Here is a 12235-nt window from a genome sequence, read left to right as displayed (position 1 = left end):
CATGTCAAAATCGCTCATGGTCGCTCTTGATTTTCCGAGCAAACAAGAAGTAGAAGCATTTCTATCTCCTTTTCAAGAACCGCTCTATGTGAAAATTGGAATGGAACTTTTCTATAAAGAAGGTCCTGAAATTATTCATTATGTAAAAGAAAAAGGACACAGCGTTTTTTTAGATTTAAAGCTTCATGATATTCCAAATACAGTAAAACGAGCAATGAGAAATCTAGCTAGTTTAGGTGTAGATATGGTGAATGTTCATGCTGCAGGTGGAAGCTTGATGATGAAAGCTGCTATTGAAGGTCTCGAAGAGGGCGCAAAGGAAGGAAAGCGCCCGAAAATCATCGCCGTTACGCAATTAACGAGTACATCAGAGCAATTAATGCAACAAGAATTATTGATCCACGGGTCTATGGATGAAACGGTGTTACATTACGCAAAAAATGCTCAAATTAGCGGAATGGATGGGGTTGTTTGCTCTGTTCATGAGGTGAATAGCATACATAATACATGTGGAACAGATTTTATTACTGTTACACCTGGAATTCGCCTTTCTAATGACGTAGGTGATCAAGTTCGTGTTGCAACACCAAAGCTTGCTCGTGAATTAGGTTCAGATTTTATTGTAGTAGGTCGAAGTATTACGCAGGCCGATAATCCAAAAATAGCTTATGAAACCGTCAGACAGCAGTGGGAAGGATGATAGATAACTATGAAAAAACAGATTGCAAATGAACTATTAACAATTGGAGCAGTATTTCTACAGCCGAATGATCCTTTTACTTGGTCTTCAGGCATAAAATCTCCTATTTATTGTGATAACAGACTTACATTATCCTATCCGAGTGTAAGAAAGGAAATTGCAAGAGGCTTGCAACAGTTAATTGAAGAACATTTTTCTGAAGTAGATGTAGTAGCTGGGACATCTACAGCAGGAATTCCACATGCAGCATGGGTTAGTGATTTAATGGAAAAACCGATGGTGTATGTGCGTAGCAAAGCAAAGGAACACGGAAAAGGCAATCAAATTGAAGGGAAAATTGTTGCCGGACAAAAGGTCGTAGTCATTGAGGATTTAATTTCAACAGGCGGCAGTGTCATTACATGTGTTCAAGCTCTTCGAGAAGCGGGCTGTCAAGTCCTTGGGGTTGTCTCCATTTTTACGTACGAACTTGAGAGCGGGAAAAAAGCATTGGAATCAGAAAATATTACCTCATATTCATTAAGTGATTATTCTACTCTTATTGAGGTTGCTAAGAACAGAGGAATGATTGCCAAAGAAGATGAAGTGAAATTACAACAATGGCGCCTTAATCCAAACAATGAGTCTTGGATGAGCGCGTTATAAAGTGAAACTTCCCTCGGTGGGGATTTTTTTCATCCCCACCGAGGGTTAGTTGAACCAATCGGGAATTTACGGGCAGTTATCCCCCACTTAGCCTTCTCCGATTTCTCTAAGCCTTGATGTGGGGGACTTACTGCCCGTTAATGCGTGATAAAATATCATAATAATAAGATATAAATAGAAAATAAAACGGACCAGGCGCAAATGATTTGTAGGAATGTTTGCGGTCGGTCCGTTTGTATTATTTTCTCCCTTAGAAGAGGAATAAACTAGAAAAGGTGACTCAAGCGAGAATGATTTATTCTTGTGAGTCACCCTTTTTCTATGCTTTTAATCTCATTACAGTGTCTGCGTCTGGCGTTACATAAAGTGTTTGTTGATGATCGTATGTGACGAAGCCAAGCTTTCCTCCGCTTGGTTTTTTTACATAGCGAATTTTCGTATAATCGACAGGAACTGAACTTGAATTTTTCGCTTTACTAAAATATGCTGCAAGGGTTGCGGCTTCCAAAAGAGTCTGTTCGCTTGGATTCATGGAACGAATAACGACGTGTGAGCCGGGAATATCTTTCGTATGAAGCCAAATCTCATCACGCCGAGCCAATCGGTGTGTTAAATAATCATTTTGTTTATTGTTTTTTCCTACTATAATTTCTTCTCCATCATTTGATTTATAGTAATCCAGCACCGGTTTATTCGTACTCTTTTTCTGTGATTTTTGTGGTCGTTTGCGTAGATATCCTTCTTCTGCTAGCTCTTCGCGAATTTCTTCAATATCTTTTTGAGAAGCAGATTCCATTTGCTGAAGTAAACTATCAAAATACAGGATTTCTTCCTTTGTTTTTTCAATTTGTTCCATCACAATCGCGATTGAATTTTTCGCCTTTTGATATTTATGAAAATAGGCCTGTGCATTTTCAGAAGGTGTTTTTAATGGATTTAGTGCAATCGTTACGGTGGAAGAATTCTCGTCATAATAGTTAATGACTTCTGCGACGGTATCCCCTTTTTGAATTGCATATATATTTGCTGTTACCAATTCACCAAGTAGCTGATAATGATCTGCCTTTTCTGCATCTCGTAAGGTTGTCTGTAGCTTTACTATTTTTTTTTCATTTTTTGCTAACTCGTTTTGTATAAACTTTTCTAAATCATGTGCTTGTTGTTTTACACGATCTCGGTCATCCTTGCTAAAGAAAAAGCGATCAAGCAGTTCGCCTAATTTTGCAAATGTTTTTACGACTCCTTTTATATGAGTAAGGGGTAACATATAAAAATATTCTTTTTCTTTGCATGTAACCATATTTGGCACGTAGTGATGTGCCTTTATTGCTTCCATCGTTTTGAAGAAAGCAGGTGGTAAGGTTGCTTCATTTGTTAATCCTGAAATAGAAAGTATCTCCTTCGTCAATAGTGGAGACATACCTGAGAAGGAATCAACAAGCTGCTTGTCCATTTTTCCAGCTAAAAAATCAAGCGGCTTAAGGAAATCTTCTTTTGTTTCGATGCTTAGTGGGTTTTGTTTATGCTGCGATGGTGGAGCGATGTATGTGCCGCCAGGATAAATAGTTCGGAAACGATTTACAGCTGCTGAGACGTGCTTTAAACTATCTAAAATTGTATTTGTGGTTGTATCTACTAGTATGATGTTGCTATGTCGCCCCATAATTTCGATGATTAATGTTTTGAACGATTCATCTCCAATTTCGTTACGGCCTCTTATTTTTATATGTACAACACGCTCCAACTCGTCTTGACAAATTTCCTCGATAATTCCACCTTCTAAATGTTTGCGAAGAAGCATACAAAACATAGGAGGCGTAGCAGGTGTATCGTAGGCCTGGGTAGTAATGTGCATTCTCGCATAAGTTGGATGTGCAGAAAGAAGCAGCTTGCAATTTTTTCTTTTTGAACGGATGTAAAGCAGTATTTCATATTTGGAAGGCTGATATATTTTTGAAATCCGTCCGGATATAAGTGAATCCTCTATTTCATGAACAATTGCTCTCGTAAATAATCCATCAAAGGACATGTCGTTTTCCTCCTCTTGCATGTGCAACTAATGTTTTATTATAGCATGTTTTAGGACGAGGCTGAATAAGCTGTCAATAGAGAAGAGAAGGCTGAGGTGACGATATGAATTGGTATGAACTGCGTACGCACGAAGTAGAAAAAACTGTGAAAACGAATGTTACAACTGGTTTGACAGAACTAGAGGCTAACAGCAGATACAAACAATTCGGATCAAATGAACTGCGGCAGGCAAAGCAGCCATCAGTATGGAGTGTATTTTTTGCACAGTTCAAAGATTTCATGGTTCTCGTTTTGCTAGGTGCTACGATTATTTCGGCATTACTAGGGGAACTTGTTGATGCAATTGCTATTGTTGCAATTGTCTTCATAAATGGAGTACTTGGCTTTCTTCAAGAGCGAAAGGCAGAGAAATCGCTAGAAGCCTTAAAGGAATTAGCAGCGCCGCAAGTGACAGTAATAAGAAATGGAAAATGGTTGAAAATACCTTCTAAAGGGCTTGTTAGTGGAGATGTTATTAAATTTACAAGCGGCGACCGAATTGGAGCGGATGTTCGAATTGTAGAAGCGACTAATTTATATATTGAAGAGTCTACCTTAACAGGGGAATCAGTTCCCGTTCAAAAAAAGGTTGAAGTAATTCAAAGCAGTCATACCGCGTTAGGTGATCAAAAGAATATGGCATTTATGGGTACGATGGTAACAAGAGGATCGGGCATGGGGGTAGTAGTAAATACAGGAATGAACACAGCTATGGGGCAAATTGCCAATTTACTGCAAAGCGCTGAAGAAAATGAAACACCTCTTCAACGACGACTTGAACAGCTTGGGAAAATATTAATTATAGTAGCTTTAGTATTAACAGCCATTGTTGTTTTTATGGGGGTGTATCAAGGTAATAATGTGTATCATATGTTTCTTGCAGGAGTATCTTTAGCGGTCGCGGCCATTCCAGAAGGGTTACCTGCTATCGTAACAGTCGTCCTTTCATTAGGTGTACAAAGAATGATTAAGAAAAATTCGATTGTACGGAAGTTACCTGCAGTTGAAACGCTTGGCTGTGCATCTGTCATTTGTTCTGATAAAACAGGAACGATGACACAAAATAAAATGATGGTAACCCATCTTTGGTATGGTGGAGAGATGTCACAAGTAACAGGAAAGGGATACAATCCAATTGGAGAATTCTTGCAAAAGGAAATAAGAATCGTACCATCTAATGTGAAGTCTTTACAGCAGTTGTTGTTATTTGGGGCACTGTGTAACAATGCAAATATCGTGAAAAAAAAGAAGGAATATGTGCTAGATGGTGATCCGACAGAAGGAGCGTTACTTGCTGCTGCTATGAAGGCAGGTTATACACGGGAAGTACTTCAAACACACTATGTTATAGAAAAGGAATTCCCCTTTGATTCAACGAGGAAAATGATGACTGTGATCGTAAGGGATAAAAATAGGAATCGATTTGTTGTAACAAAAGGTGCTCCGGATGTTTTATTACAGATAAGTACTAATATACTATGGAAGAATCAATTGCAATCGATGCCTATTCACAAAAAGGAAGTAGAGGGCGCGATAGCAATGCTTGGCAGTCAAGCGTTACGAACGATAGCGATTGCCTATAAGCCGCTTGGACAGGGTGAAATGATTGAACATGAAAAAGACGCAGAAAATAAATTGATTTTTATAGGTTTGCAAGGGATGATTGATCCCCCGCGTCCAGAAGTAAAATTAGCTGTACAGCAATGCAAGGAAGCTGGAATTCGAACAATCATGATTACTGGGGATCATAAGATGACAGCCATGGCGATTGCAAAGGAGCTTGATATATTACAGGGTGATGGAAAAGTAGTAGGAGGAGAAGAATTGTCGCGCCTGACGGTAGATGAACTAGATGAAATAGTAGAAAAAACCTGCGTTTTTGCACGGGTATCACCAGAGCATAAGTTGAAAATTGTAAGAGCATTGCAAAATAGAAATCATATTGTTGCGATGACTGGTGATGGTGTAAACGATGCTCCTGCGATTAAAGCCTCAGATATCGGAATTGCAATGGGGATTTCTGGAACAGATGTTGCGAAGGAAGCTTCCTCACTTATTTTGCTTGATGATAACTTTGCTACCATCAAGGATGCCATTGAGGAAGGACGCAATATATATGAAAATATTCGTAAGTTTATTCGATATTTACTTGCTTCCAATGTAGGAGAAATTCTGGTTATGTTATTTGCAATGATGTTAGCTCTTCCCCTCCCTCTAGTTCCCATTCAAATCCTGCTCGTAAACCTAGTTACAGATGGTCTTCCTGCCATGGCATTAGGTCTAGATGCACCAGAAGAGGATGTAATGAAAAGAAGGCCTAGACACCCGAAAGAAGGCGTGTTTTCACGAGGGTTAGGATGGAAAGTTATTAGCAGAGGTTTTTTAATTGGATTTGTAACGCTTCTTTCATTTATTATTATGTACAATCAAAATCCAAATGATTTATTATACGCACAAACGGTTGCGTTTGCCACGCTAGTTTTATCACAGCTTATCCTTGTTTTTGATTGCCGGAGTGAACACTCTATCTTTCACCGTAATCCATTTGGCAATTTATATGTAGTAGGGGCAGTTATTATTTCCGTAATTGTTATGCTTATAGTGATTTATTATCCACCTCTTCAACCTATTTTTAATACACTTCCAATTAAAGCTCGGGATTGGTTACTAATATGTGCTTTATCCGCGATTCCAACATTTTTATTAGTAGGTTCTTTATTTACGAAACAAAAGATGAAAAAAAGACCAATATTTATGAAAAGAGAGGTTCACTATAAATAGTCAAGACATCGTAAATATGTTATTATTTAAGTTGGTAGTAGAGGAACAATCTCTATTACCTTTTTCGTTAAGAGATATCATTATTTGGATGTGAATAAGATGATTTCAAGTATGACAGGATTTGGACGGGCAAAGGTACAACAAAATGCTTTTAGTATTACTGTAGAAATGAAATCGGTTAATCACCGCTTCTTAGAAACCACTGTACGTTTGCCAAGACATTTGATGATATTTGAAGAAAGAGTAAGGAAGCTTATTGCTTCAAACGTACGTCGTGGCCGGGTTGAAGTTTCCATTTCTGTTGAAGGAGAAGGACTATTAGAAAGAAAGCTCCGGGTAGATTGGAAATTGTTAGAACAATATAAGGAAATGATGCATCTAGCAGGCGAAAAATTTAATTTGCCAACTTCGGTTACGATTCAGCAGCTTTTAGCAATGCCAGAAGTGACTGCTATTGAAGAAGCCGAAAAAATAGATAAAGAGTTTGAAGAAAGCTTGTATAAGGCGGTTACCTCTGCTGTGAGTCAGATGAAAGGTATGCGGGATAAAGAGGGGACGCAACTAAAAGATGACTTGCTAAAGCGCCTTGAGATTATTGAACATTGTGTACATAGTATTGCTCCTCTTACATCTGTTATTGTTCAAAAATATCGTGAACGATTGGAAGCAAAATTAAAGGAACTAGGGAGAGTTGAAATGGATGATCAACGTCTTCTAACGGAAATTACTCTATTTGCAGATCGCTGTGATATTCATGAAGAACTCGTAAGATTGCAAAGTCATATTGGGCAATTTCGTGAAACATTAGAAAGTGAGGACTCGATTGGTCGTAAACTTGACTTTATCGTTCAAGAAATGCACCGAGAAATGAATACCATTGGTTCCAAAGCAAATGATGGGACTGTTTCAAAATATGTAGTAGAAATGAAAAATAATCTTGAAAAAATCCGCGAACAGGTACAAAATATTGAATAGCTGTCATTACAGTTTAGTAGCTGAGGAATAGGGTTAGACTTACTAGGAGGCACAGGGTATGACCATGTTGCGATTTTTGAATATTGGATACGGAAATATCGTGTCCGCACATCGTATCATTGCGATTGTCAGTCCGGAATCAGCTCCCATTAAGCGTCTTATACAAGAAGGACGGGAGCAGAACATACTACTAGATGCAACGTACGGTCGGAAAACAAGAGCCGTTATCATAATGGATGACGGGCATATTGTATTAAGCCCCATTCAGCCGGAAACAATCGCTCAAAGGTTAAATACTAACAACAAGGATGACAAAGAAGAGATTAGTGACGAAGGGTAGGGTTTCTATACATATGAAAAGAGGAAGAGGATTTCTGATTGTACTATCTGGGCCTTCAGGGGTAGGAAAAGGGACAGTTCGTAAAGCTTTGTTCGGACATCAGGATATTCAATTGCATTACTCTGTGTCGGCGACAACGAGAAACCCTCGTGAAGGGGAAGTAAATGGTATAGACTACTTCTTCAAAACGAGAGAAGAATTTGAAGATATGATTGCTAACAATGGTTTGTTAGAATGGGCAGAGTTCGTGGATAATTATTACGGAACGCCAATTGAATATGTGGAAAAGACATTACAAGAAGGAAAAGATGTGTTCCTAGAAATAGAAGTACAGGGCGCAATGCAGGTAAAGAAGGCATTTCCTGATGGTGTATTTATCTTCTTGGCTCCTCCAAGCTTATCTGAATTAAAAAATCGTATCGTGTCACGCGGAACAGAAACAGAAGATGTAATTCGAAATCGTATGACGGTGGCAAAAGAGGAAATTGACATGATGGATGCTTATGATTATGTCGTTGAGAATGACGAAGTAGAACTAGCTTGTGAACGAATTAAGGCAATTGTTATGAGTGAGCATTGTCGCCGCGAGAGAATTGCAAAATATTACAAACAAATGACGGAGGTTGATTAATTAATGCTTTATCCATCTATTGACTCATTATTACAAAAAATTGACAGCAAATATACCCTTGTTACGGTTGCATCAAAGCGTGCTCGTGAAATGCAAGAGAAAAATGATTGTCTTGTTGAAAATCCTGTATCTGACAAGTATGTAGGCAAGGCATTAGAAGAAATTGAAGCCAAAATTTTAAATTTCGTACCTTATGGCGAGAAGAGTCCAAAATAAGGTCATATTATTGTTTATGATAAAGTGAAACTTTTCATAAGTAGGGGTTTTATCGTCTTACTTATGGGTTAGCAAAGGTCATCTTTGCATTTGCGAGCAAGTTGGCCCCGCTTGGCTTTTTAAGCTTGAAGTGGTGGTCTACTGCCCTTAAATAGCGGGATCAAGTATGACGACAACCTATTTTCATTTAGGTTGTTGTTTTTTTAAAGTGATAAAAATAGGAGAGCTTTGAAAAAAACTACATGCTAAAAGAAATAGGGAGGTAGACGATGTTAACTGGAAAGAAAGTATTGTTATGTGTTTCTGGAGGAATTGCAGTTTATAAGGCGGCAGCTTTAACAAGTAAACTTTCACAGGCAGGAGCAATCGTGAAGGTGATGATGACCGAATCAGCTCGTAAATTTGTAACGCCGCTTACCTTTCAAGCATTATCACGTCATGATGTGTACACGGATACATTTGATGAAAAAGATTCTTCTGTTATTGCTCATATAGATTTAGCTGATTGGGCTGATGTTACACTAATCGCACCAGCAACGGCCAATATAATTGGTAAGCTAGCGAACGGAATTGCAGATGATATGATTTCTACCACGTTACTAGCAACTACATCACCTATTTTTATCGCTCCTGCAATGAACGTCCATATGTTTGAAAACAAAGCAGTTCAAAAAAATATAGAAACATTGCAGCAGTATGGGTATCACTTTATTGAACCGAACGAAGGCTTTTTAGCTTGCGGCTATATGGCAAAAGGACGGATGGAAGAGCCAGAAAGTATCGTTACATTACTTTCTACATTTTTTTCAAATGACTTACCTTTACGCGGGAGAAGTATTCTTATAACAGCAGGACCAACTAGGGAGCGTATTGATCCAGTCCGCTTTTTAACAAATTTTTCTTCAGGAAAAATGGGGTATGAGATAGCTGCTGAAGCAATACGCCTGGGAGCAAACGTTATTTTGGTTACGGGTCCAACAAATATAGATCCGCCAGAAGGGGCGACGGTAGTAAATGTTGAATCAACCGAAGATATGCTGCAGGCAGTCCTAAGCTACTATAATAATGTTGATGCAGTCATTAAAACAGCAGCAGTGTCTGACTATCGTCCGAAAATAAGACATGAACAAAAGATGAAGAAGCAGCCTGGAAATCTTTCTATAGAATTAGAACGAACACCGGATATTTTACGAATCCTCGGTGTGCGAAAAGAAAATCAGGTGTTAGTTGGATTTGCTGCTGAAACAAACAACGTGGAAGAATATGCAAAAGGAAAGCTAGAGTCAAAAAATTTAGATATGATTGTTGCAAATAATGTTATGACAGAAGGAGCAGGCTTTGGTACAGATACAAATATTGTAACGATCATTAAGCGTAATGGAGAAGAAATCGCTCTTCCTAAGCTAAGCAAGCGTAAAGTAGCAGAGCATATACTAACGGCTGTTCAAACTCTTTTAGGTGAGAAAATATGAAAATAGCGAGTGTAATCGTCGATGTTCCTGCAAAGCAAACCGATCGACCATTCGATTATAAGGTTCCAGAGCGATGGGAAGACCTCGTGCAAGCAGGAGTGCGCGTGGTCGTACCATTTGGATCTCGTAAGCTGCAAGGTTTTGTGATTGCAATAAAAGATACAATAGATGTAGAAATCGACAAATTAAAGGCAATTGAGGCATTCCTCGATGTTACACCGGCTCTAAATGAGGAAATGCTGAAGCTAGGTTTCTGGCTAGCAAAGGAAACGCTTTGTTTTACGATTTCTGCCTTCCAAGTAATGTTGCCGACGGCTACGAAAGCAAATTACCGTAAATATCTTGTAATTCGAAATGCGAACGAACTAGCAGACGAGTTAAAACTGATATTTGGAGAACATCATTCTATCGATTGGAATGATATTGATGAGTCCTACTATCGTTTGATTCGTCAAAGTATTGCTGCAGGCCATGTTGAAATTGTTTACGATGTAAAGGATCGTCTTCAAAAAAAGAAACAACGCTTCGTTTTCCCAGTTGCTCGTAAAGAAGAAATAGAAGAAATTGTTCAAACTCTTCGCAGTGAAAAGCAGCAAGATGTTTTATATTTTTTTCTTGAGCATTATGAGCCGGTTTCCTTTTCAGAACTCAAAGCAAATATTCAAGTAACGGATTCACCAATCAGGACTTTGATAAAGAAAGGAATACTCGAAGAAAAATATATAGAGGTATATCGAAATCCATACGATGATGAAAGCTTTGAAAAAACGACATCCCTTTCGTTAACACAAGAACAACAGCAAGCAATTACGCCGATACTTTCCGCTATTTCACAGGAAAAACATGATGTTTTTGTATTGTACGGAGTAACGGGAAGCGGGAAAACAGAGGTATACTTACAATCTATCGAAGCAGTTATTAAAAAAGGAAAAGAAGCCATTGTACTCGTTCCAGAAATTGCTCTAACCCCGCAAATGGTAGAGCGGTTTAAAGGACGATTTGGGTCGCAAGTAGCTGTTTTACATAGTGCATTATCAGTGGGAGAAAAGTATGATGAATGGCGGAAGATTCAACGAAAAGAAGTTAAGGTTGTTGTTGGAGCTCGTTCCGCCGTATTCGCTCCTTTTGAAAACCTTGGTATTATCATAATTGATGAAGAACATGAATCGAGCTATAAGCAAGAAGATAATCCACGTTATCACGCAAGGGACGTTGCAATTGAGAGAGGTATGTATCATAATTGTCCTGTTATTTTAGGAAGTGCGACTCCTACACTTGAAACATTTGCAAGGGCGAAAAAAGGGGTCTTTCAACTCCTTACTATGAAAAAACGGACGAATGATGTTAGGATGCCGTCAATTGAAATTGTGGATATGCGAGAAGAGTTAAGAGAAGGAAACCGCTCCATGTTTTCAAGAATTCTACATGAGAAAATTGAAGAACGACTTCACAAGCGAGAACAAAGTATTTTGTTTCTAAATCGAAGAGGTCATTCTACGTTTGTGATGTGTCGGGACTGCGGATATGTTCTGCAATGTCCTCATTGTGATATTTCCCTTACTTATCATCGGAAGCAAGAGAAATTAAAATGTCATTATTGCGGCTATGAGCAGCCCATACCAAACGTATGTCCAGCTTGTGAAAGCAGCTATATTCGTTTTTTTGGTGCGGGAACGCAAAAGGTCGAAGAAGAATTGCAAAAGCTATTTCCGGAGGCTCGCATCATACGAATGGATGTTGATACAACAAGTAAAAAGGGTGCTCACGAAAAGCTTTTAACAGCATTTGGAGAAGGAAAGGCAGACATATTGCTTGGGACGCAAATGATTGCGAAAGGTTTAGATTTTCCCAATGTTACACTTGTTGGTGTACTAACAGCTGATACGATGCTACATCTTCCTGATTTTCGTTCAAGTGAAAAAACATTTCAGCTCTTAACGCAAGTAAGCGGTCGGGCAGGGCGACATTCTCTTCCAGGTGAAGGAATCATTCAAACGTATACGCCGGAACATTATAGCATTCAGTTAGCAAAGGAACAGGATTATGACGTCTTTTTTGAAAGGGAGATGTATGTACGTAAGATCCATCAATATCCACCCTATTTTTATTTAACTCTCGTTACTGTTTCTCATCCGGAACTATTGGTAGCTGTACACACAACAGAGAAGATCGTATCGATTCTAAGGGGAAAATGCTCGCAGCAAGCCTTGATTCTTGGCCCTGCAGCTTCTCCTATACCAAAAGTAAAAGATAGATATCGATATCAATGCATGATAAAATACAAACGGGAACCGAACTTGCAGTATGTATTACGTAACATTATAGAACAGTATCAACCAGAAATAGCAAAGCATCAACTACAAATTTCGATTGACTTTAATCCAACGATGCTTATGTAGTGGAGG

10 protein-coding genes are annotated in these 12235 nt (G+C 38.7%); 9 read left to right on the top strand and 1 reads right to left on the bottom strand.

The genetic code is table 11. The features are described from left to right. The first annotated feature begins 1 nt into the window (after position 1). Together pyrF and pyrE are read left to right on the top strand one after the other, a co-directional pair. The gene (pyrF, locus tag ACM5BR_RS06895; RefSeq protein ID WP_416826912.1) at positions 2 to 700 is read left to right on the top strand and encodes an orotidine-5'-phosphate decarboxylase; all 699 of its coding nucleotides are present in this window, start codon (positions 2 to 4) and stop codon (positions 698 to 700) included. Positions 701 to 709: 9 nt separating this feature from the next. Continuing rightward, the gene (gene pyrE, locus ACM5BR_RS06890) at positions 710 to 1345 is read left to right on the top strand and encodes an orotate phosphoribosyltransferase (protein ID WP_416826911.1); all 636 of its coding nucleotides are present in this window, start codon (positions 710 to 712) and stop codon (positions 1343 to 1345) included. A gap of 319 nt (positions 1346 to 1664) precedes the next feature. Here pyrE and ACM5BR_RS06885 read toward each other — a convergent pair whose 3' ends face one another. Next, a complete protein-coding gene (locus ACM5BR_RS06885) occupies positions 1665 to 3374 on the bottom strand; it encodes an Rqc2 family fibronectin-binding protein (RefSeq protein WP_416826910.1) in 1710 nt (569 codons plus the stop codon). Between the two features lie 104 nt (positions 3375 to 3478). Between ACM5BR_RS06885 and ACM5BR_RS06880 the strand changes: the two genes are divergently transcribed. The 7 genes from ACM5BR_RS06880 to priA all read left to right on the top strand — a co-directional run bounded on the left by ACM5BR_RS06880 (position 3479) and on the right by priA (position 12229). Beyond that, positions 3479 to 6196, top strand: coding sequence for a cation-translocating P-type ATPase (locus tag ACM5BR_RS06880; RefSeq protein WP_416826909.1), 2718 nt, complete (start codon positions 3479 to 3481; stop codon positions 6194 to 6196). A gap of 99 nt (positions 6197 to 6295) precedes the next feature. Continuing rightward, complete coding sequence (locus ACM5BR_RS06875; RefSeq protein ID WP_416827861.1) at positions 6296 to 7171, top strand: YicC/YloC family endoribonuclease; 876 nt, start codon at positions 6296 to 6298, stop codon at positions 7169 to 7171. A 64-nt stretch (positions 7172 to 7235) separates the two neighbouring features. After that, positions 7236 to 7511, top strand: a complete 276-nt coding sequence (gene remA, locus ACM5BR_RS06870; RefSeq protein ID WP_416827860.1) for an extracellular matrix/biofilm regulator RemA — start codon at positions 7236 to 7238, stop codon at positions 7509 to 7511. A 13-nt stretch (positions 7512 to 7524) separates the two neighbouring features. Continuing rightward, entirely contained in the window at positions 7525 to 8142 is a 618-nt protein-coding gene (gmk, locus tag ACM5BR_RS06865) for a guanylate kinase (RefSeq protein ID WP_416826908.1), read from the top strand. Between the two features lie 3 nt (positions 8143 to 8145). Beyond that, a complete protein-coding gene (gene rpoZ, locus ACM5BR_RS06860) occupies positions 8146 to 8358 on the top strand; it encodes a DNA-directed RNA polymerase subunit omega (RefSeq protein WP_416826907.1) in 213 nt (70 codons plus the stop codon). Positions 8359 to 8627: 269 nt separating this feature from the next. Beyond that, a complete protein-coding gene (gene coaBC, locus ACM5BR_RS06855; protein WP_416826906.1) occupies positions 8628 to 9830 on the top strand; it encodes a bifunctional phosphopantothenoylcysteine decarboxylase/phosphopantothenate--cysteine ligase CoaBC in 1203 nt (400 codons plus the stop codon). After that, the gene (gene priA / locus ACM5BR_RS06850; RefSeq protein ID WP_416826905.1) at positions 9827 to 12229 is read left to right on the top strand and encodes a primosomal protein N'; all 2403 of its coding nucleotides are present in this window, start codon (positions 9827 to 9829) and stop codon (positions 12227 to 12229) included. Before coaBC ends, priA begins: the two co-directional genes overlap by 4 nt. The last annotated feature ends 6 nt before the right edge of the window (positions 12230 to 12235 follow it).

This window comes from Ectobacillus polymachus, assembly GCF_048159605.1.
In the GTDB taxonomy this organism is placed as follows: Bacteria; Bacillota; Bacilli; order Bacillales; family Bacillaceae_G; genus Ectobacillus; species Ectobacillus polymachus.
The sequence above is the reverse complement of the archived record's forward strand: the minus strand, read 5'-3'. Positions and strand labels throughout refer to the sequence as shown.

Bases quoted from the DNA above. Each gene is read 5' to 3' on its own strand.
- priA (WP_416826905.1), top strand. From the start codon at position 9,827: ATGAAAATAGCGAGTGTAATCGTCGATGTTCCTGCAAAGCAAACCGAT.
- pyrE (WP_416826911.1), top strand. From the start codon at position 710: ATGAAAAAACAGATTGCAAATGAACTATTAACAATTGGAGCAGTATTT.
- ACM5BR_RS06880 (WP_416826909.1), top strand. From the start codon at position 3,479: ATGAATTGGTATGAACTGCGTACGCACGAAGTAGAAAAAACTGTGAAA.
- coaBC (WP_416826906.1), top strand. From the start codon at position 8,628: ATGTTAACTGGAAAGAAAGTATTGTTATGTGTTTCTGGAGGAATTGCA.
- ACM5BR_RS06875 (WP_416827861.1), top strand. From the start codon at position 6,296: ATGATTTCAAGTATGACAGGATTTGGACGGGCAAAGGTACAACAAAAT.
- pyrF (WP_416826912.1), top strand. From the start codon at position 2: ATGTCAAAATCGCTCATGGTCGCTCTTGATTTTCCGAGCAAACAAGAA.
- gmk (WP_416826908.1), top strand. From the start codon at position 7,525: ATGAAAAGAGGAAGAGGATTTCTGATTGTACTATCTGGGCCTTCAGGG.
- rpoZ (WP_416826907.1), top strand. From the start codon at position 8,146: ATGCTTTATCCATCTATTGACTCATTATTACAAAAAATTGACAGCAAA.
- ACM5BR_RS06885 (WP_416826910.1), bottom strand. From the start codon at position 3,374: ATGTCCTTTGATGGATTATTTACGAGAGCAATTGTTCATGAAATAGAG.
- remA (WP_416827860.1), top strand. From the start codon at position 7,236: ATGTTGCGATTTTTGAATATTGGATACGGAAATATCGTGTCCGCACAT.